At 67.3% G+C, this 20,657-nt stretch carries 19 protein-coding genes; 6 read left to right on the top strand and 13 right to left on the bottom strand.

Annotation, left to right across the window (positions count from 1 at the left end; translation table 11 throughout):
• The first annotated feature begins 26 nt into the window (after positions 1-26).
• Positions 27-686, top strand: coding sequence for a peptide-methionine (S)-S-oxide reductase MsrA (gene msrA / locus J3A66_RS11795; RefSeq protein ID WP_209570488.1), 660 nt, complete (start codon positions 27-29; stop codon positions 684-686).
• A gap of 15 nt (positions 687-701) precedes the next feature.
• Here the strand turns inward: msrA and pdeM are convergent, their stop codons facing one another.
• Entirely contained in the window at positions 702-1,397 is a 696-nt protein-coding gene (gene pdeM, locus J3A66_RS11800) for a ligase-associated DNA damage response endonuclease PdeM (protein ID WP_209569038.1), read from the bottom strand.
• Between the two features lie 124 nt (positions 1,398-1,521).
• Here pdeM and J3A66_RS11805 point away from each other — a divergent pair, with 124 nt between their 5' ends.
• On the top strand, positions 1,522-3,486 hold the full coding sequence (locus tag J3A66_RS11805) for a potassium transporter Kup (RefSeq protein ID WP_209569041.1): 1,965 nt from the start codon (positions 1,522-1,524) through the stop codon (positions 3,484-3,486).
• Positions 3,487-3,645: 159 nt separating this feature from the next.
• Here J3A66_RS11805 and J3A66_RS11810 read toward each other — a convergent pair whose 3' ends face one another.
• The 3 genes from J3A66_RS11810 to J3A66_RS11820 all read right to left on the bottom strand — a co-directional run bounded on the left by J3A66_RS11810 (position 3,646) and on the right by J3A66_RS11820 (position 8,588).
• Positions 3,646-5,025 (bottom strand): M20/M25/M40 family metallo-hydrolase, encoded by a 1,380-nt coding sequence (locus tag J3A66_RS11810; protein ID WP_245336808.1) that lies wholly within the window; start codon positions 5,023-5,025, stop codon positions 3,646-3,648.
• A gap of 92 nt (positions 5,026-5,117) precedes the next feature.
• Positions 5,118-6,089, bottom strand: coding sequence for an aspartyl protease family protein (locus J3A66_RS11815; RefSeq protein ID WP_209569044.1), 972 nt, complete (start codon positions 6,087-6,089; stop codon positions 5,118-5,120).
• 66 nt (positions 6,090-6,155) lie between these two features.
• Positions 6,156-8,588, bottom strand: coding sequence for a ligase-associated DNA damage response DEXH box helicase (locus J3A66_RS11820; protein WP_245336809.1), 2,433 nt, complete (start codon positions 8,586-8,588; stop codon positions 6,156-6,158).
• Between the two features lie 92 nt (positions 8,589-8,680).
• Here J3A66_RS11820 and J3A66_RS11825 point away from each other — a divergent pair, with 92 nt between their 5' ends.
• Complete coding sequence (locus tag J3A66_RS11825) at positions 8,681-9,286, top strand: hypothetical protein (protein WP_192098034.1); 606 nt, start codon at positions 8,681-8,683, stop codon at positions 9,284-9,286.
• 68 nt (positions 9,287-9,354) lie between these two features.
• Positions 9,355-10,353 (top strand): ligase-associated DNA damage response exonuclease, encoded by a 999-nt coding sequence (locus J3A66_RS11830; protein WP_031438833.1) that lies wholly within the window; start codon positions 9,355-9,357, stop codon positions 10,351-10,353.
• On the opposite strand, the gene J3A66_RS11835 is transcribed toward J3A66_RS11830, so the two are convergent.
• The 6 genes from J3A66_RS11835 to J3A66_RS11860 all read right to left on the bottom strand — a co-directional run bounded on the left by J3A66_RS11835 (position 10,350) and on the right by J3A66_RS11860 (position 16,060).
• Positions 10,350-11,741, bottom strand: coding sequence for a DUF418 domain-containing protein (locus tag J3A66_RS11835; RefSeq protein WP_209569046.1), 1,392 nt, complete (start codon positions 11,739-11,741; stop codon positions 10,350-10,352). The two genes, J3A66_RS11830 and J3A66_RS11835, sit on opposite strands and share 4 nt — an antisense overlap.
• Positions 11,742-11,802: 61 nt before the next feature.
• On the bottom strand, positions 11,803-13,332 hold the full coding sequence (gene rpoN / locus J3A66_RS11840; RefSeq protein ID WP_209569048.1) for an RNA polymerase factor sigma-54: 1,530 nt from the start codon (positions 13,330-13,332) through the stop codon (positions 11,803-11,805).
• 4 nt (positions 13,333-13,336) lie between these two features.
• Positions 13,337-14,131: an LPS export ABC transporter ATP-binding protein gene (gene lptB, locus J3A66_RS11845; protein WP_107045271.1), complete on the bottom strand. Its 795-nt coding sequence runs from the start codon at positions 14,129-14,131 to the stop codon at positions 13,337-13,339.
• Positions 14,132-14,221: 90 nt separating this feature from the next.
• A complete protein-coding gene (locus tag J3A66_RS11850; RefSeq protein ID WP_209569050.1) occupies positions 14,222-14,767 on the bottom strand; it encodes an LptA/OstA family protein in 546 nt (181 codons plus the stop codon).
• 5 nt (positions 14,768-14,772) lie between these two features.
• Positions 14,773-15,438 carry an LPS export ABC transporter periplasmic protein LptC gene (gene lptC / locus J3A66_RS11855; RefSeq protein WP_234387468.1) on the bottom strand — a complete coding sequence of 222 codons (666 nt, stop codon included), beginning with the start codon at positions 15,436-15,438 and terminating at the stop codon, positions 14,773-14,775.
• A gap of 1 nt (position 15,439) precedes the next feature.
• Entirely contained in the window at positions 15,440-16,060 is a 621-nt protein-coding gene (locus J3A66_RS11860) for a ribonuclease D (RefSeq protein WP_166746487.1), read from the bottom strand.
• Between the two features lie 249 nt (positions 16,061-16,309).
• Here J3A66_RS11860 and J3A66_RS19460 point away from each other — a divergent pair, with 249 nt between their 5' ends.
• Together J3A66_RS19460 and J3A66_RS11870 are read left to right on the top strand one after the other, a co-directional pair.
• A complete protein-coding gene (locus tag J3A66_RS19460; protein WP_209569052.1) occupies positions 16,310-17,155 on the top strand; it encodes a cold-shock protein in 846 nt (281 codons plus the stop codon).
• A 37-nt stretch (positions 17,156-17,192) separates the two neighbouring features.
• Positions 17,193-18,050: a glutaminyl-peptide cyclotransferase gene (locus J3A66_RS11870; RefSeq protein ID WP_209569054.1), complete on the top strand. Its 858-nt coding sequence runs from the start codon at positions 17,193-17,195 to the stop codon at positions 18,048-18,050.
• Here the strand turns inward: J3A66_RS11870 and J3A66_RS11875 are convergent.
• From J3A66_RS11875 to J3A66_RS11885, 3 genes are all read right to left on the bottom strand, one after another.
• The gene (locus J3A66_RS11875) at positions 18,047-19,657 is read right to left on the bottom strand and encodes a cisplatin damage response ATP-dependent DNA ligase (protein ID WP_209569056.1); all 1,611 of its coding nucleotides are present in this window, start codon (positions 19,655-19,657) and stop codon (positions 18,047-18,049) included. The two genes, J3A66_RS11870 and J3A66_RS11875, sit on opposite strands and share 4 nt — an antisense overlap.
• A gap of 152 nt (positions 19,658-19,809) precedes the next feature.
• Complete coding sequence (locus tag J3A66_RS11880) at positions 19,810-19,995, bottom strand: DUF1328 domain-containing protein (RefSeq protein WP_031395540.1); 186 nt, start codon at positions 19,993-19,995, stop codon at positions 19,810-19,812.
• Positions 19,996-20,069: 74 nt separating this feature from the next.
• Positions 20,070-20,567, bottom strand: coding sequence for a DNA starvation/stationary phase protection protein (locus J3A66_RS11885; RefSeq protein WP_031395539.1), 498 nt, complete (start codon positions 20,565-20,567; stop codon positions 20,070-20,072).
• Positions 20,568-20,657: the final 90 nt, after the last annotated feature.

Consider the following 20,657-nt stretch of genomic DNA (forward strand, 5'->3'; position numbering starts at 1 on the left):
TCATCGAGACGCCCCACATGATCAACATGCACACGCCCCTTTTCGCAACGCTCGCCGCCGTCGGACTCGCCGGTGCGGTCATCGCCACCGGTTCTGCGCAGGCAGAGCGCGCGGTCATCATTCCGGCCGCGACGATCGACGTCCCGCGGACGGGCGGCCTGCAGACCGCGGTGCTGGCGGGCGGCTGTTTCTGGGGGCTCGAGGCGGTGTTCGAGCATGTCCGCGGCGTCAAGGGCGTGACCGCAGGCTATGCCGGCGGGACGAAGGCGACCGCGAATTACGAGCAGGTGTCGAGCGAAACCACGCGGCATGCCGAGGCGGTGCGGATCAGCTATGATCCCCGCGTCGTGAGCTACGCCACGCTGCTGCGCGTCTATTTTTCGATCGCGCATGATCCGACGCAGCTGAACCGGCAGGGCCCCGACAGCGGCACCAGCTACCGTTCCGCGATCTTCCCGCAGTCCCCGCAACAGGCGCAGGTCGTACGCGCCTATATCACGCAACTGGGTCAGACGCGGGCGTTTGCGCGGCCGATCGTCACGACGCTCGAAATCGGCAGCTTCTATCCTGCCGAGGCCTATCATCAGGACTTTTTCGACCGGAACCCGACGCATCCCTACATCGTCGCCTGGGACAAGCCCAAGCTCGCGGCGTTCCGCAAGGCCTTCCCGACGATCGCCAGCTGACGCCGGCTTATTGCGTCAGGCGGATACGGCAATCCGTGTGTCCGGTCGCTGCGCGGCGACCGGAAAGCGCAGCATCCGGTCCGCGACCGGCAACAGTGCCTGCGCACCAGAACCCACCGCGCGGATGATCTCGGGATGGTCGACGTCCAGCCCGCCCGTCAGCGATCCGAAGGCGGGCAGGATCAGCTTGGTCTGGGTCGCGACGAAACACCGCCGCGCGACCTGCTTGCCGCGCAGCCGAAGCCGCAATTTGGGATGAAAATGGCCCGAGAGTTCGGGTCGGGTTTCACGGGGATCGGCCTCGTGGCGCAGTACCAGGCCATCGACACAGGCCTCGTCGACGACCGTGCCACCGCACCGGTCGAGGATCATCGGGTCATGATTGCCGGTGATCCAGGTCCAGTGGGTCTTCTGCGTCATGGCGCGCAGCATGTCCTGCGCGCGCTGCGGCAGCCGGTCGCAGCCGTCGCTGTCGTGAAAGCTGTCGCCGAGACACCAGATCTCGGTCGCGCCGGTCGCGTCGAGCACGGCGGCGAGTTCGGTCAAGGTCGCGATCGAATCATAAGGTGGCAGCATCTGGCCACGGCTGGCGAACCAGCTCGCCTTTTCGAAATGCAGGTCGGCGACCAGCAAGGCGTGTCGCGCGGGCCAGTAAACCGCACCTGCCGCCAGCGCCGAAAGCGTGTGTCCGCCGAACGAAAAGGGAACCATCAGGTGGCCATGCCGTCGGTCGACGTTCGAATCAAGCGATTGTGCGGCGCAGCGTCGAACACTTGCGCATGGCTGCAATCGGCGTAAAGCGCGCCGTCCCATCAGGAGGAGCGCTTTTCGCGCCATGTCGTCCGTCGCCGGAACACCCCAGCCCGCTGAAACGTCCACCGATCTGTCGGCGGCGCATCTTCACCCGCACCCGGCGCTCGCCGCGCTCACCGTGGGGGCGATCGGCGTGGTGTTCGGCGATATCGGCACCAGCCCGCTCTATGCCTTCCGCGAAGCGCTCGGCCAGAGTGCTGCGGGCGGGATCGATCCGAGCGAGATTCTCGGCGTGCTCAGCCTGGCGCTGTGGTCGCTGTTCCTCGTCGTCACGGTGAAATACGTCATCTTCCTGATGCGCGCGGACAATCAGGGCGAGGGCGGCGTGCTTGCGCTCGCGGCGCTCGCGCGGCGCGCGCTGGGGGTCCGGTCGAAGATCGCGATCGTGCTCGGGGCCGCCGGCGCGTCGCTGTTCTACGGCGATGCGATCATCACGCCGGCCCTGTCCGTCCTCTCGGCAATGGAAGGGCTGCGCACGATCCCGAGCGCGGCGCATATCTTCAACGAGGGCGTGGTGCGCGCGTTGACGATCGCGATTCTCATCGTCCTGTTCGTGATCCAGTCGCGCGGCACGGCGCATGTCTCGAAGCTGTTCGGTCCGGTCTGCATCGTCTGGTTCGTCGCGATCGGTGCGCTGGGCGTGTGGCATATCGCCGACGAGCCCTCGATCGTCCGCGTCTTCTCGCCGACCTACGGCGTCGCGTTTCTCGCGACCCACGGCGTCACCGGGCTGTTCGTGCTCGGCGCGGTGTTCCTGACGGTCACCGGGGCCGAGGCCCTGACCGCGGACATGGGCCATTTCGGCAAGATGCCGATCCGGATCGGCTGGTTCTTCCTGGTCTTTCCGGCGCTCGCGCTCAACTATCTGGGGCAGGGCGCGTTCGCGCTGTCGCAGCTCGAGGATGCCGCGCGTCGGGGCGTCCCGTTCGTCAATCAGGACTGGTTCTTCCTGATGGCGCCCGAACCACTGCGCCCCGCGCTGATCATTCTCGCGGGCTTCGCGACGGTCATCGCCAGCCAGGCGGTGATCACCGGCGCGTTCAGCCTGACGCAGCAGGCGATTCAGCTCGGCCTGCTGCCGCGGCTGCGCATCCGCCAGACATCGGCGGTGTTCGCCGGGCAGATTTACCTTCCCGCGATCAACTGGCTGCTGCTGATCGGCGTGCTGGTGCTGGTGATCCAGTTCAAGACCTCGTCGGCGATGGCCGCGGCGTACGGTATCGCGGTGACCGGCACGATGGTCGTGACCACGCTGCTCGCCTATATCGTCGTGCGGCACCGCTGGAACTGGTCGCGGCCGCTGGCGCTCGCCGCAATCCTGCCGTTCCTGACGCTCGACCTGATCTTCTTCGGCGCGAACATCCTGCGCGTGATCGAGGGCGGCTGGGTGCCACTGGTGATCGCGGCGTCGATCGGGCTGATCATCTTCACCTGGGTGCGCGGCAAGAAGATCGTCAGCGCGTTCGAGAAGCGGCAGAGCATCCCGCTCAGCGATCTCGCCGCCGCGCTCGAGAAGCGCCCGCCCGAACGCGTGTCGGGGACCGCGGTGTTTCTCACCGCCAATCCGCACGCCACGCCTGGCGCGCTGCTCCACAATTTGAAGCACAACAAGGTTCTGCACGAGCGCAACCTGATCGTCAGCATCCGCACCGCGGATCGCCCGTTTGTCGATCAGGCGGGCCGCGCCAAGGTCGAGCGGGTCGATGACAATTTCTCGATCGTCGTGCTGACCTACGGTTTCATGGAATCCCCCGACGTGCCGCGCGATCTCGGCGTCGGCGCCAAGACCGAGCAGCTCGGGCTCGACCCGATGCGGACGTCGTTCTTCATCGGCCGCAACACGCTCAAGCCCGACGCGGAAAAGGGCATGCCGCCCTGGCAGGACCGGATCTTCATGTTCCTGCAGCGCAACGCGAGCGATCCGACGGATTTCCTGCGGATCCCGCCGGGCAAGGTGCTCGAACTCGGCGAGCAGGTCACCGTCTGATCTCCCTCTCCCCTAGGGGGAGAGGGAAGGGGCCCGCACGGCGAAGCCGGGTGGGAAGGGTGAGGGGCGTGTGGCTAGGGACCCCGACCCAATACCCCTCACCCTTCCGTCGCGCGCGGCTCCTCCCTCCCTCTCCCCCAAGGGGAGAGGGATTCAGCGTCATCCCGCGAACGCCTTGACCAGATCGTACAGATAGTCGCGGCCGTCATAGAGCGACGCCACCCGGATCCGTTCGTTCAGCCCGTGGATCCCGCCCATGTCCTTGTCGATGAACACGCCCGGTGCGCCGTAAACCGGGATGCCGATCGCCTCGAAGAAGATCCCGTCGGTCGCGCCGGTCGACATCAGCGGCAGGATCGGCAGCCCTGGGAAGTGCTTGGCCGCGACCTTCGTCACCGGGCCCATGATCTTGGGGTCGAGCGTCGGCGGGATCGCGGTCGGCCGGACCGGCTGGTTCGCGGTCACGCTCACCTTGGTACCGGCGAGCGACTTCAGCTTGGCCAGCGTGCCGTCGACCGTCTCGCCGGGAAAGATCCGGCAGTTCACATTCGCGGTCGCGCGCTGCGGCAGCGCGTTTTCGGCATGGCCCGCACTCAGCAACGTCGCGACACAGGTCGTGCGCAACGTCGAATGCATCGCCTTGTCGCGGCTGACGATCGCGTCCGCCGCCTTGTCCTGCGGGTTGGCGAGCAGGCGCGTGATCGCGTCACCCATCGTCCCCGGCATCGCCTTTGCACTCGCGGCGAAGAAGGCGCGCGTCGTGTCGGTGAAGGTCACGGGGAATTCATGGCCCTGCACCGCCTTCACCGCGTCCGCGAGTTCGTAGATCGCATTGTCGGGCGTCGGCTGCGAGCTGTGCCCGCCGGGGTTGGTTGCGGTGAAAGTGTAATTCTGCGCGGCCTTCTCACCGACCTGGATCGCCAGCAGCTGGCGCTTGCCAGTATCGTCGAGCCGCCCGCCGCCGCCCTCGTTCAACGCGAATTCGGCGGCAATCAGGTCGGGCTTGCTCGCGGCGAGATATTGCGCGCCGTTCCACGCAAAGGTCGTCTCCTCGCCACAGGTCAGCGCGAGCTTGATCGTCCGCTTCGGCGTGTAGCCCGATGTCTTGAAGCGGATCATCGCGTCGGACCAGATCGCCGCCTGCGCCTTGTCGTCGACGGTGCCGCGCGCATAATAATAGCCGCCCTCCTCGATCAGCGTGAACGGATCGCGCACCCAGTCCTCGCGCTTGGCCTCGACGACGTCGAGATGGCCGAGCAGCAGCATCGGCTTGATCGATGCGTCCGACCCCTTCAGCACCGCGACCAGCCCGCCATCCTTGGGATGCTCGGGCACCGAGAAATAGGTGATGTCGGCATCGGCATAGCCCGCGCTTTTCAGCCGTGCGCCGATCTGCGCCGCGGCCTGTGTGCAGCTGCCTGAGGACAGCGTCGTGTTGGTTTCGACCAGCTCCTTGTAGAGTCCGAAAAACGCCTTCTGGTCGGGGCGGCTCTGCGCAAATCCCGTACCGGGCATGGTGACGACACTGGCCGTCAGCATCACTCCCGCCATCACCCTGCTTACTGCGCGCATCGTCGTCCCCTTGATCGTTTATTGCAGCAGCGTTGCAGCGAATGATCGATCACGCAACCTCAACGCTGCGGGACATTGCGCGGCAGGGCAAGCCGCACCTCGCGATTGGCAAAGTCGATGTCGACGCGCCGGAACAACGTCAGCGCATCCATGCCGAGCAGGATTGCGGGCCGCTCCGCCAGCCCGAACTGGCGAAAGGGCGGGGCATCGACGGCCGTCAGCGCGATCGGCAGGCTGGTGATCGTTAGGCTGCCGATCATGACGCGATCGATCGTCGAATAGTCTGCCATCACCGTCTGTCCGGTGACACCGGTCAGCGCGATCGATTGCGACCGGACCGGCTTGCGCAACAGTTTGCGGCGCAGTGCGGCATTGCCCATGCTGACCGACGACCCGGTATCGATGATCACGCGGATCCGGACGCCGTTGCAATAGGCGTCGGTGACGACGAGCTGGCCGAACAGGCTGCGCGCCCGGACGACGATCTCGCCCCGCTCGGTCCGCTCGCGGCGGTTGCGCCGGCGCGCGGGCGTCACGGTCATCGTGCGGGTGTCGAAATCGATTCCCACCGCGCGTCCCTGCAGCGTGTCGATCCCCAGCAGCCCCAGCGCGCCCAGGTTCTGCGCGGCGATCGCGGGTGCCTCGATTGCCGGGGTGTCGATCGTGCCGACCCGCAGCGCCGGGATGATCACGGTCGCGACGTTGTCCGATCCGGTCATGCCCGTGACGCGGACGATCCGGCCGGGCGCAAGCCGCAACACCGCCGCAAGCTCGCGTGAGATCACGGTGCGTTGCGCGCCGGTATCGACGACGAACTTCTGCGGACTGGTGCCCGCGATCGACACGGGCACGGTCATCCTGCTCTCGTCCTGCCCGAACAGCATCACCGTGTTTGCTGCAGATGCTGCATCATCGACCGGTGCAGCATAAGCGGGCGGGGCGGCGGGTTGCGGGGTAGCGTCCGGGGCAGACTGCTGGGCCGCAGCCGGGGCAGCGATGATGAGCAACACCGGGCCTGACCACCTGCGCATGACCCGATGCTGCGCCCGAAACCGACGGACGACAAGTCGTTCGTCCCTGGTTCGTCTCGGGTCCGTTCAGTCGATCCGCATCGCCTCGGCCGCCAGCGCCTCCGCCTCGATCAGCAAGGCGTCGTCGGACGTGTTGGTGGCGACCTTCTCGCGCCCGATCAGCGTCAGGATCGGCACCGCGAGCGGCGTCACGCGCTCGAGATCGACATGCAGCATCGTCTCCGCCGCACGGTCGAGCAGCCCGGCCAGTCGCCCGACATCGGTCATCCGCGCCCGCGCATCCGCCCAAGCGGCTTCCAGCAGCAAATGCGTCGGCTCGTATTTGCGCAGCACGTCATAGATCAGGTCGGTCGAGAAGGTGACCTGGCGCCCGGTCTTGCGCTTGCCGGGGTGCTGGCGCTCGACCAGCCCGCCGATCACCGCGACCTCGCGAAACGCGCGTTTGAGCAGATGCGATTGCTGCACCCAGTCGACGAACTCATGTTCGAGGATGTCGGCGGAGAACAGCGATGCTGGGTCGGTGATCTTGTCGATCCCGTACACCGCCAGCGCATAGTCGTTCGCGACGAAGCCGAGCGGTTTGAGCCCCTGCGTCTCCATCCGCCGCGTGATCAGCATGCCGAGCGACTGGTGCGCGTTCCACCCCTCGAAGCTGTAGGCGACCATGTAATGCCGCCCCTCGCGCGGGAAGGTCTCGACCAGCAGCTGCCCGGGTTCAGGCAGGACCGAGCGCAACCGCTGATATTCGAGCCATTCGCGCACATCGTCGGGAAAGCGCGCCCATTCGCCGGGATGCGCGAGGAAGCCGCGGACGCGGTCGGCGAGGTTGGTCGACAGCGGCATCCGGCTGCCGCCATAGGTCGGGATCCGCGCCGGCTTGGACGTCGCGCGGACGACGAGGTCCTCGGTGTCCATCTTGATGACTTCAAGGCTGAGCCCGGCGAAGAAGAAGGTGTCGCCGGGGCTGAGCTGCGCCGCGAAGCCTTCCTCGACGCGGCCGAGCGCGCGGCCATTGCCGAACCGGACGTTGAGCATCGTCGCCTCGACGATGATCCCGGCGTTCAGCCGGTGCTGGCCGATGAACTTGGGGTGGCTGATCCGCCATGTGCCGTCCGCATCCTGCGTCAGCCGCTTGAACCGGTCATAGGCCTTGAGCGCATAGCCGCCGTCGCTGATGAAGCCGAGCACGCGCGAGAAGGTCTCGGCTGGCAGCGCCGAATAAGGGAGGGCCGAGCGGACCTCGTCGAGCAGGTCCTCCTCGCGGAACGGCGCGGCGCAGGCGCACGCCATCACATGCTGCGCCAGCACGTCGAGCGCGCCGACGCGGAACAGGTCGGGATCGAGTTCGCCCGCCTCGACCGCGTCCAATGCGGCGCGCGCCTCGAGATATTCGAACCGGTTGCCGGGGACGAGGATCGCCTTGCTCGCCTCGTCGAGCCGGTGATTGGCGCGGCCGATGCGCTGGAGCAGCCGCGACGAACCCTTGGGCGCCCCCATCTGGATCACGCAGTCGACATTGCCCCAGTCGACGCCGAGGTCGAGGCTGGCGGTCGCGACCAGCGCGCGCAGCTTGCCCTCCGCCATCGCGCCCTCGACCTTGCGTCGTGCCTCGCGCGCGAGGCTGCCGTGATGGACGCCGATCGGCAGCGTATTGGCGTTCACCTTCCACAGATCCTGGAAGATCAGCTCGGCGAGGCTGCGCGTGTTGCAGAACACGATCGTCGTCGCATGCTTTTCGATCTCCGCCATCACCTGCTCGGCGGCATAGCGGCCCGAATGGCCCGACCAGGGGATGCGCCCCTCGGGCAGCAGGATCGCGATGTCCGGATCCGCGCCTGCCTCGCCCTGCACCATCGCGACCTGGTCGATATCGCCGTCGGGGGCGAGCCACGCGCGATAGCCATCCGCATCGGCGACCGTCGCCGACAGCGCGACGCGCCGCATCCCCGGCGAGATTGTCTGCAACCGCGCCATGCACAGCGAAAGCAGGTCGCCGCGCTTGCCGGTCGCAAACGCATGGACCTCGTCGATCACGATCGTGCGGATGCCCTCGAACATCGTGATGCTGTCGGGATAGCTCAGCAGCAGCGACAGCGATTCGGGGGTGGTCAGCAGGATCTGCGGCGGTTTCACGCGTTGCCGTGCCTTGCGGTCCGACGGCGTGTCGCCGGTGCGAGTCTCGACGCGGATGTCGACGCCCATCTCCTCGATCGGCGTCAGCAGGTTGCGCTGGACGTCGACCGCGAGCGCCTTCAGCGGCGAGACATAGAGCGTGTGAAGCCCGCTGGTCGGCTCCTCGATCAGCTCGGCGAGCGTCGGCAGGAAGCCGGCGAGCGTCTTGCCGGCCCCCGTCGCCGCGACCAGCAGCGCGTGGTGCCCGGCGCGCCCCTGCGCCAGCATGTCGGTCTGATGCCGGCGCGGCCGCCAGCCCCGTGTCGCAAACCAGTCGTCAAGTTGGGGGGGAAGGTCGCTCACGGCCTGTTCACGCATGGTCGTCATATGGGTGCACTATGCCGCAACGCCATGGACGGCGCTCACCCGGTCGGCAATTTGTCGGACCATCGATCTGTTTAGCCTGTGAAAGACCAACCTTGTCGATTCTTCGCCATCTCGCGCCGCTGTCCCTGATCGCGCTGTTGCCCTTTGCCAATGCGACGGCGGCGACGCAGAAGTTCGTCGGCGCAGGCGGCACCGTTCGCCTCGCCTATCCGTCGACCCTGACCCCGACGCGCAACTTTGCAGGTCGCGCGTTGATGACCAGCGGCTGGCGGACGATGTGGGACGGCACGCTGCCCGGGCGGGGCGTCGGCATCGTCCGGTTCTGGCAGGTCGCAAAGCCGACCGACGGGCAGGGGCAGGTGACCGAGATGATCCAGGTCGGCTTCAGCCGGAGCACGGCGGTGATCGCGCGCTGCACCACCGACGGGCTGACATCGGCGAACAGCCGCCGCCTCGCCGATCGCACGCTCGGCGGCCAGCGCTGGACGACCTATGAGACGGGCGATGCCGGGATGAGCCAGCAGGTCCGCGCGCTCACGCTGCGCAGCGTTATCGGCGGCACCTGCTACGCGGTCGACCGGATCACCTATGCGGCCAAGGCGGGATCGCCGCCGCCGCGCAATGCACCGACCCAGGCGGTCGCCGCGGCGCGGATGGATGCGATCCTGAAGACGGTCAAGGTCGGCCGGCGCCGCTAGGCGACCGCGCTTGTGCCGCTCCGCCGTTGCGCGTGGCACCGCAGCCGTGGCTCGGGCGTAGTAACGTGATGGCAAAACTCGGCGACTGGCTCGAACCGCATCCGCACGGCATCCTCGTCAAGCCGATCGACGCGTGGATCGATCCGTCGATCCCGAGCGAGAGGGCGCTCGTCACGCACGGCCATGCGGATCATGCGCGCGGCGGCCATGCCGCGGTCTGGGCGACGCCCGAGACGCTGGCGATCATGGATGCCCGCTATGGTCCGCAATCGGGTCACCCGGTCGCCTATGGCGAGACGATCCGCATGGGCGAGGTCGATATCGGTTTCGTCCCCGCCGGCCATGTCCTGGGTTCGGCGCAGATCGTGCTCGACTATCGCGGCGAACGGGTCGTCGTCTCGGGCGATTACAAGCGGCGGAGCGATCCGACCTGTACGCCGTTCGAGCCCGTCAAATGCGACGTGTTCGTCACCGAGGCGACCTTTGGCCTGCCGGTCTTTCGCCACCCCGATACCGGCGACGAGATCGACAAGCTGATCGCCGCATTGCACGCCAACCCCGACCGCTGCGTGCTGGTCGGGGCCTATGCGCTCGGCAAGGCGCAGCGCGTGATCGCCGAACTGCGCGCGCGGGGGCACGAGGCGCCGATCTACATCCATGGCGCGCTCCAGCGGCTGTGCGATCTCTACGCCGATCACGGCGTCCGTCTGGGCACCCTGCTGCCGGTTGCGGACGCCAAGAAGGCCGACATGGCGGGGCATGTCGTGATGTGTCCGCCCGGCGCGCTCAACGATCGCTGGTCGCGACGCCTGCCCGACCCGATCACCGCGATGGCGAGTGGCTGGATGCGCGTCCGCGGGCGCGCGCGGCAGAAGAATGTCGAATTGCCGCTGATCCTCAGCGACCATGCCGACTGGGACGAACTCATCGACACGCTCGCCGAGATCGCACCGCGCGAAGTATGGGTCACGCATGGCCGTGAGGACGCGCTCGTCCACTGGTGCATGACCCGCCAGATCAAGGCGCGCGCGCTGGCGCTGGTCGGGTTCGAGGACGAGGACGACTAGGCGGATGCCGTCCGCATCGCGGGGGTGATACGCGTTTTGCGCCACGACAGCCGGCGCCGCTCGAGCAGCGACCGCCACGCCCATTCGACCGGCGCGATGCTGAACGCGCGCAGATAGGCATTGGCGAGCCACAATAGGCCGATATTGATCGCCAGCGCGATTCCCATCAGCGCCGCCCAGCCGAACTCGCCGTACAGCCCGAGCGCGAAGGGCGGGAACAGGATCCACAGGCCGATGATCGTCTGCAGCACGTAGAGCGACAGCGCGGTCCGGCCGGCGGCGGCGAAAGGCCGCAACAGCCGCGCGCCGACGATCGTCCCGACCAGCAGATGGACGGCGCCGACATGGCCGAGCGTCATCGCCAGCCGGCTGACCTCCGCGGTCGCCCAGAGCGTCTTCGGCGCGGTATCGAAGCGCATCTGCTCCGCCGCGCCGATCATCCGCAGCGGGATCGCGATCCCGTAGGCGATCAGCGTCATCCGCGCATAGAAGGCACGCGATCGTCCGCCCTGCAGGATGCCGAGCCTGTACAGCGCCGCGCCGATCAGCATCACGCCCGCCGCTTCCCACACGAACACCAGCTCGAGCCCACGGCTCTGCAGATAGGCGATGACACTCCACTGATACGCCGCCCAGGTCATGAAGCTGCCCGTACGCGCCTTGTCCTCGGCGGCGATTCGCGCGGCATCCTCGGCCTTGGTTTTAGCGCGTCTTGCAGCTCCCTCGGCGACCTTGGTCAGCAGCGTGCGGTCTGCGGCGGTGACCGGTCGCCCGGCGCGTTGCGCGCTCTCGATCGCGGCGACCTGCGCCTGGGTCTGCGTGGTGGAGACATAGCCGTAGGTGCCGCCGGCGAACTGCAGCGCGGCCGCCGACAGGCCGATGGTCAGCAGCAGGCGGGGTCGCAGTCCGCGAAACAGGAAGGCGATCAGCGCCGCCAGGCCATAGGTGTGGAGGATGTCGCCCGGCCACAGCAGGACGAGGATGTGCACCACGCCGAACGCGAACAGCAGCAGGTTGCGCGCATAATAGCGCTTCATCACCACGCGCGTCCCCGCCAGCTGCGCGGCGCGGTCGGTCAGGATCACCATCCCGGCGCCGAACAGCATCTCGAGCATGCAGCGGGCGGTTCCGTTGGCGATCACCTCGCGCAGCCACCAAGCGATCTGGTCCTGCGTGGTCCAGCCGAAATGCCGGATATCGTCGAACGACGCGTAGAGCGACCCGCCCATGTCGTTGATGTTCATGAACAGGATGCCGAGGATCGCGATCCCGCGCAGGATATCGAGCACCGCGATGCGCGGGGCGCCATCGGGCTCGGCCGCGGTCATCGCTGGCGACGTCGCCACGTGCTCGGCGTCGCCATCACGGCTGGCGGAAAGGTCGTTCATCGGTCTGGGCCCCCCCGTGATGCAAGCCGGACGCTACGCCGATCCGGTGCGAAGGCAAGCGTCAGTGGGTGCCCTCGAGCGCCCGCGCCCGGCGGCGTTGTACCGAACTGCCGATGCCGAGCGCCTCGCGATATTTGGCAACGGTGCGCCGGGCAATGTCGAAGCCCTTGCCGTCGAGCAATTCCACCAAAGTATCGTCGGACAGGATCTTGGCACCCTCGTTCGCGATCAGCGCCTTGATCGCGCTCTTGACGGCCTGGGCCGAGACCGCATCGCCGCCATCCGCCGACTGGATCGCCGAGGTGAAGAAATATTTCAGCTCGTAGAGCCCGCGCCCGCACGAGACATATTTGTTGCTAGTCACGCGGCTGACGGTCGATTCGTGCATCTCGATCGCGTCGGCGACCATCCGCAGCGTCATCGGCCTGAGATGTGCGACGCCGTGGAGGAAGAACGCCTCCTGCTGCTTCACGATCTCGGTTGCGACCTTGATGATCGTGCGCTGCCGCTGGTCGAGCGCCTTGACCAGCCAGTTCGCGCTGGCGAGACACTCGCTGAGCCACGCCTTCGACGCCTTGTCCTGCTCGCCCCGGGCCAGTTCGGTGTAATAGCTGCGGTTGACGAGGATGCGCGGCAGCGTCGCGGTGTTGATCTCGATGCTCCACCCGCTCTTGGTTCGCGCGACGAACAGGTCGGGCACGACCGCGCGGCTCGGTTCGCCGCCGAACCGGCATCCGGGCTTCGGATCATAGCCGCGCAGCTCGCGGATCATGTCCGCCATGTCCTCGTCGTCGACTTGGCACAGCCGCTTCAGACGCCCGATCTCGCCCCGCGCCAGCAGGTCGAGATTGTCGATCAGCCGCGCCATGCAGGGGTCATAGCGATCCGCCTCCCGCGCCTGGATCGTCAGGCATTCGGCTAGGTCGCGCGCGCCCACCCCGGTCGGGTCGAAGGTCTGGATCACCGCCAGGACATGCTCGACCCGGGCAAGCGCGACGCCCAGCCGGTTGGCGATCTCGAGCAGCGGTACGGTGAGATATCCCGCCTCGTCGATCTGGTCGATCAGATGCGCCGCGACGAACGCATCATCCGCGGCGATCGCGGGGCCCGCCTGCGCCAGCAGATGATCGGCAAGGCTGAGCCCAGTATCGGCAAAGCCGTCCAGATCGAGACCGTTCCCGTCGCCATCGCTGCCACCGCCCGCGCCGGCCCCGCTCATCGACAGCGCGCCGTCGGTGCCGCTGCCACCGTCGGCGACGCTGTCCTGGTGATGGCTCTCGGTCGCATAGTCGATGTCGAGCGCGGGCTCGTCGCTGCCGACACTGCCGCTCACCAGCTCGTCGGCGGCGACGCGTTCGTCGCGGGGGGCGTCGCGGGCGGCGGCGTCCGGATCCGGGCCGGGCTCGCGGTCGGGTCTGTCGCCATCGTCCGCGGCGCCCGCCTCGAGCAGCGGATTGCGCTCGATCTCCTCGGCGATGAACCCCTCGATCTCCAGGTTCGACAACGCCAGCAGCTTGATCGCCTGCTGCAATTGCGGGGTCATCACCAGCGACTGCGATTGGCGAAGGTCCAGGCGAGGCGCGAGGCTCATGACACTAGAGCGAGAAGCCCTCGCCCAGATAGAGGCGGCGGACATTCGCGTCCGCGACCAGTTCGGCCGGGCTGCCCGAGAACAGCACGCGGCCATCGTAGATAATGTAGGCGCGGTCGACGATGTCGAGCGTCTCGCGGACATTGTGGTCGGTGATCAGCACGCCGATATCGCGGCGCTTGAGATCCTTCACGAGGTCGCGAATGTCGGCGATCGAGATCGGATCGATGCCCGCAAACGGCTCGTCGAGCAGCATGATCGACGGCTCGGCGGCCAGCGCGCGGGCGATCTCCGCCCGGCGCCGCTCGCCGCCCGACAACGCCATCGCGGGCGCGGCGCGCAGCCGGGTCAGCCCGAACTCCTCAAGAAGCGTGTCGAGCTTGCGCTCGCGCACCGCCTTGTCGGGCTCGGACAGCTCGAGCACCGTCAGGATGTTCTTCTCGATCGTCAGCCCGCGGAAGATCGAGGTTTCCTGCGGCAGATAGCCAAGCCCCAGGATCGCGCGCCGATACATGGGCAGGCGCGTGATATCGTCGCCGTCGAGCATGATCCGGCCCGAATCGGGCTTCACCAGCCCCATCACGGAATAGAAGCACGTCGTCTTGCCGGCGCCGTTCGGCCCGAGCAGCCCGACCACCTCGCCACGCCCGACCGACACCGACACATCGGTCAGGACGGTGCGCTTGTCATAGGACTTGGCGATCGACACGACCTGAAGGCCGTTGGTCGTCGGCGCTTCGACGATCGCGTCGCCGTGCGGGCCGGGGGTTTCGATCGGGGGCAGCGTGGGGGCATCCATCAGGCTTTGGCCTTGCTGAGGGCGGGCGGGTAAAAGCGGCGGGCGGTCGGCTGGCAACGTTTGCGGATGGCCGGCTGTGCGGTCATCGGATCAGTTGCGCTTGGGAACCGAGAAGGTCCCGGTCACGCGCCCGCCCGTCTGGGTCACGGTGCCGCCGCTGGCCGTCGCGCCGCCGCTGCCGCGGACCGACGATCCGTCGATCACCGCGCGACCGGTGTCGAGATTCATCGTCAGCCGCCCGCCATTCACGGTGTTGCCACCCTGGGTCAGCGTCACCGCGCCGAGCATCGTGATCACCCGCCGGTTGAGGTCGTAGATCGCATATTGGCTCTTCGCGGTCTGGTCCGGCCGGCGCACCGTCACGCCGCCCGACGCGTCGAGGCGCGACACCTGCGGGTTCCCGCCGACGACTTCGCCGGTATAGGCCACCGTCATCCGCGCCGAATTCAGCGTCATGTCCGCCTGCTTGACCGACACGCTTCCGTTCAGCACGGCACGGTTCGCCTTGTCCTGCAGCTCGATATGGTCCGCACCGAAATCGATCGGCGCGTTCGAGTTGTGCGCACGTTGCGCGGAGACGCCGGTCGCCGCGACCGCGGAGAGCATCAGGAGGACGGAGCATGGTATGAGGCGCATGGCGGCTATTTCGGCCCTCGCGGCACGATCCGCAAGCGCGCATTGCCGTCGAGCCTGACGGTGCGGGCTTCCAGATCGGCATGCAGCTTGTTCGCACTGAACACGCCCTGCGGCACCGTTCCCGTCACCGCACTGCCGCTGTCCATCGTCCGCGCGCGCATGTCGAGCGTCGCATTGGTGGTTTTCAGGTCATAGCCGTTGGGAGCGGTGACGTTGAGCGGGCCGTTCAGCTGCACCTTCTCGGTGTCCATGTCGTAGCGCCCGGAATTCGCCTTGATGTTGGCGGGGCCGTCGGCGAGCTGGAGCTGCGCGCTCAGCGTGTTGAGCTGCACGATCGGCTCGGCCGAGCTCTTCTGGATCGCCGAGCGGGCGTCGAGCGTGAACGCCTGGCCCTTCGAATCCTGCCCGCGATATTGCGCGGCCTGCAGCTTCATGCGCTCCTGCGCGACCTCGACCTTGTTCTTGTCGAGCACGAACGATACGTCGCCGCCCGCGGTCAGCGGCGCCATCACCAGGAATGCGGTCAGCACGCCGATCGCGGTCGGCAGTCCGAGTCGCGCCAGCCCGACGACGCGGTCGTGGCGGCTGCCCGGCGCCGCCCAGACCTGACGCGGCGAGCGGGCCTGCCGGATCGTCTTCGCCGATGCGTCGGACGGGGGCGCCATGGTCATGTCAGGCGTGCGCGAAGATGTCGATCTCGGGCCATCCGGCGAGATCGAGCGCGGCACGGGTCGGCAGGAAGTCGAAGCATTTCTGCGCCAGCTCCATGCGGCCTTCGCGAATCAGCCGCTTGTCGAGTTCCTCCTTCATCCGGTGCAGGAAGCGGACGTCGGACGCGGCATAGTCCTTCTGCGCCTCGCTGAGATGCGGGCTCCCCCAGTCGGAGGATTGCTGCTGCTTCGACACGTCCTGGCCCAGCAGTTCGCGCACCAGCTCCTTGAGCCCGTGCCGGTCGGTATAGGTCCGGACCAGTCGCGACGCGATCTTGGTGCAATAGGCCGGCGCCGCGACGACGCCGAGATAATGCTGGACCGCGGCGATATCGAATCGTCCGAAATGGTAGAGTTTCAGCCGCTCCGGATCCGCGAGCAGCGCCTTGAGGTTGGGCGCCGCATAGTCGCTGTCGGCCGCGAACCGGACGAGATGTTCGTCCGCGCCGCCATCCGAAAGCTGCACGACGCAGAGCCGGTCGCGCGGCGTGATGAGGCCCATGGTCTCGGTGTCGACGGCGATCGAGGCGCCCGGTGCGAAGATCCCGGACGGGATGTCGCCTTCATGAAGATACACTGTCATGCGGTGGCCCTAGCGGTCGGGGGCGCCTTGCTCAATGGTCCTCCGCGATGACGCGGGTGCGCCATGCTTTTGCCGCGATCATCGCCAATGGAGCAAGCGGACAAGATTCTGTTCGCGATAGCTTGATTTTTGCGCTATGCCCTTCCCCAAGGCGCAAAAGGTTTCGCGCCCGAGGGCCCGCGTTCGTCGTCCGGACACGCCGGCCTTTGGAGAGATTTTGCGGGCGAACCGGGAAGACGATCAGGGCTTATGGGTTTCGATAAAGGTGGCCGCGGGAACCGTGGCGGGCGTGGCCGCGACAAGCGCGACAGCTTCGGCGGCGGCAGCGACGATTTCGGTGGCGGCAGCAGCTTCGGCGGCGGCGGTGACCGGTTCGGCGGCGGCGGCAGCAGCTATGGTGGCGGTGGCAGCAGCTACGGCGGCGGCAGCAGCTTCGGCGGCGGCGGTGATCGCTTCGGCGGCGGCGGCGGTGGCGGCGGTGGTTACCGCGGCGGCGGCGGCGGCGGCTTCAGTGGCGGCGGCGGTGGTGCCGGGCGCGGCATGCCCCCCCAGGTCGTTGGTGAAGGCACCGGCGTCGTAAAGTTCTTCAACGCACAGAAGGGCTTCGGCTTCGTCGTTCGCGATGACGGCGGCGAGGACGTGTTCGTGCACATCAGCGCAGTCGAGCAGGCCGGCATGGTCGCTCTCGCTGAGGGTCAGCCGCTCGGCTTCACGCTCGTTGATCGTGGTGGCCGCATCTCGGCAACCGATCTCAAGATCGATGGCGAGCCGATGGCCGTGACCGATCGTGGTCCGCCGCGTGATCGCGATGCCGGCCCGGGTGCACCCCGTGGCGGTGCCGATCGTGGTGCAGGCGGCGCGCCGCAGCGCCAGCTGACCGGTGAGAAGGCAACGGGTACGGTCAAGTTCTTCAACGCGATGAAGGGCTTCGGCTTCATTCAGCGCGATGATGGCCAGCCTGACGCGTTCGTGCACATTTCGGCCGTCGAGCGTGCCGGCATGGCGACGCTGAACGAGGGCGACAAGCTCGAGTTCGAGCTCGAAGTCGATCGTCGCGGCAAGTATGCAGCGGTCAACCTGAGCGCAGGCGGCTAATCCCGTCCGTCCGGTCATCGGGGTTTTTCAAACCAGCATGACGATCGGACATAGCCTGATAGCGGCCGGTCTCGCACTTGCGGGGCCGGCCGTTGCCGTTCTAGCGCAGGGCGCAGCGGCACCGACCCCGGGTGGCGCGCCCGCGGCGCCCCGGTCTGTACCGCGCACATCGCCTGCTCCCGCTCCTGCGCCCGCGCCAGCCGTGCCGATCCTGTCGGTCAGCATCGTGGCCCGCTATCCGCACGATGCGACGGCATTCACCGAAGGCCTGTTGTGGCACGATGGCGCGCTCTACGAGAGTACGGGCAAGGAGGGGCAGTCCGATGTTCGCCGCGTCACGCTTCTAGATGGTCGTATCGTCGCGCGCCGGCGGATCGATCCGGCACAGTTCGGCGAGGGGCTCGGCCTGTGGAAGAACGAGCTGATCAGCCTGACCTGGCATGACGGCATCGCGCACCGCTGGGACGCCGGCACGCTCAAGCCGACCGGCACCAACCGCTATGCGGGGGAGGGCTGGGGCCTGACGAGCGACAAGGATGGCCTGATCCAGTCCGACGGCAGCGCGTCGTTGATCCTGCGCGATCCAAGGACACTCGCCGAGCGTCGCCGGATCGGCGTGACGATCGACGGACGTCCGCTGACGCAGCTCAACGAACTCGAATATGTCGATGGCGCGATCCTCGCCAACGTCTGGCAGACGGGATATCTCGTCCGCATCGCCCCCGGCACCGGCCGCGTCACCGCGATCATCGATCTGCGTCCGCTGGTCGCCGAGATCGGCGCCCGCGACCGCGACGCGGTGCTCAACGGCATCGCCTGGGATGCCGCGAAGAAGCGGCTGTTCGTCACCGGCAAGCTCTGGCCAACCCTGTTCGAGATCCGGATCAACGGCTAGGGCGCGGGAATCATCCGGCGGAGCGTGTCGATCCGGTCGGCCTCGGCCGCGGGCTTGTCCGTCCGGATCCGCGCGATCCGCGGAAACCGCATCGCAATCCCCGACTTGTGCCGCTTCGACTCCTGCAGCGCGTCGAACGCGATTTCGAGCACCATCGTCTTGGCGACCTCGCGCACCGGCCCGAACCGGTTGAGCGTGTTTTTGCGGACGAACGAATCGAGCATCCGCAGCTCCTCGTCGGTGATCCCCGAATAGGCCTTGCCGACCGGCAGCAGCTCGCCCTCCTCGGTCCAGCAGCCAAAGGTATAGTCCGAATAATAGGAGGACCGCCGGCCGCTGCCCCGCTGCGCGTACATCATCACGCAATCCGCGGTGAGCGGGTCGCGCTTCCATTTATACCAGAGCCCGACGCGGCGCCCGCCGACATAGGGCGAATCGCGGCGCTTGAGCATCACGCCCTCGATCGCCGAGTCGCGCGCGCCCGCGCGCACCGCCTCGAGCGCGGTGAAGTCCGCGGCGTCGATGACCTGGCTCAGGTCGAAGCGCTCGGCATCGAGCTGCGTCATGAACGCCTCGAGCCGCGCGCGTCGCTCGGTCCAGGGCAGCGCGCGCAGATCCTCGTCGCCATCGATCAACAGGTCATAGAGGCGGACAAAGGCCGGATACTCGGCCAGCATCTTCGCCGACACGGTCTTGCGCCCCAGCCGCTGCTGCAGCGCGTTGAAGCTCGCCGCGCCGCCGCCCTCCTCCAGCGTGCCCCCCTGATGCTCGCCCTTGACCAGCAATTCGCCGTCGACCGTCCCCGGCGTGACGAAGGCGGCGGCGATCTCGGGGAAGCTCGCGGTCACGTCGTCGCCGGTCCGGCTGTAGAGTCGCGTTTCCCCCGCGACATGGACGATCTGCACGCGGATCCCGTCCCATTTCCACTCCGCCGCATAGTCGGCGAGGTCGACGCGCAGATCCTCCAGACCATGGGCGAGCATGAAGGGGCGGAAGACGGGGACGTTGGCGGGTGTCGGTTGCGCGCCATGCCCCTCCGCCCAGGCGAACAGCGTCGGATAGGGGGCTGCCAGCCCGTGCCACACCTCCTCGACCGCATCGACGTCGAGCCCGAACGCATCCGCCAGCGCGGTCTTCGCCAGGCGCGACGAAACGCCGATCCGCAGCCCGCCGGTCGCCATCTTGAGCAGGGCGAAGCGCTCCTCCGCATCCGAGCGATCGAGCATCGCCGCAAGCGCCGCCGGCGCCTCGGCGCGCGACAGCGTCATCAGCCGGTCGACCACCTGCGAGATCGACAGCGGTTCGGCCGGCACTGGATCCGGTCCCAAGGGCTCGGGCTCGGGCCACAGCAGGGCGACGGTCTCGGCGGTATCGCCGACATAATCGCGGCTCATCCGGAAGAGAACGGGATCGACCCGGTCCTCGATCAACCCGCGGATGACCGCCGATTTGACCCCCGGCAGATCGAGATCGCCGGTCAGCGCCGCCATCGCCCAGCCGCGATCGGGGTCCGGCGTCACGCGCAGATAATCGCCGATCAGCTTCAGCTTCGCATTGCGCGACCGCGTATAGGTGAGGGCATCGAGGAGCGCGGCGAAAGCATGCATGATCCGATAACGCGCCGCCCGGCACTCGGCTCCGGGCCGGCGTCCACGTCGCTGCGGGCGCTACATCAAAAAGGCCCCCGCCGTTCCCGGCGAGGGCCCTGTCGTGGTATTGACGTCGTGGCATCGGCGCGGGCCGGTGCGATCTCGTCGCGTCAGTCGATCGCGTTCTTGATTCCCTTGCCGGCCAGCAGACCGAGCACCAGGAAGATCACGAACAGCGCGATCGCGATGAAGAACAGCACCTTGGCGATGCCGATAAACGCCCCGCCGACGCCGCCAAATCCGAGCAGGGCCAGCACGAGGCCGATGATCAAGAAGGTGATGGCGAGCTTCAACATGGGCATTCTCCTGTTCCTGACAGAACCCGTCCCGCCCATGTCGGTTCCGACACGGGCAGGACGGGCGCCGGGGTTCAGGCCTTGCGGCTGGCTTCGAACAGGAACCAGGCGCGTTCCTCGGCCTGATCGGTCCACTCGTCGACGATGCCGCTGGTGGCATTGTCCTTGGCCTCGTCGGCGGCGTCCTTGACGATCCGGAACTGTTCGACGAGCTTCAGATTGTCTTCGCGCAGCTCGGCGAGCATTTCGGTCGGTCCCACAAAATCCTTGTCATTGTCAGGGATGCTCTGGCGGCGCGAAATGTCGCCGATCGAGCGCAGCGTCGTGTTGCCGGTCTTGCGGACGCGCTCGGCGATCGCATCGGTCACGCCCAGGATTTGTGCCGCCTGGTCATCAAGCAACAGATGATAGTCACGGAAATGCGGACCCGACATGTGCCAGTGAAAGTTCTTGGTCTTCAGGTACAAGGCATAGCAATCGGCGAGCGAGGCATTGAGCGCCTCGGCAACCGTCTTCGTGCTGTTGCTGACGAGATCGGTGGGCGTGTCGAGTGCGGGGTTGGTGGCGGGCATCGAAAACTCCATGCATGGGAATGTCTGTGGATCGTTGCGTCAACGAAGCGATAGCCGAAATGCTCCCGTCGCGCATGCGCCATTCCTCAT

Origin of the sequence: Sphingomonas sp. PvP018, from assembly GCF_017876865.1 — a bacterium.
Lineage (GTDB): Bacteria > Pseudomonadota > Alphaproteobacteria > Sphingomonadales > Sphingomonadaceae > Sphingomonas > Sphingomonas aerolata.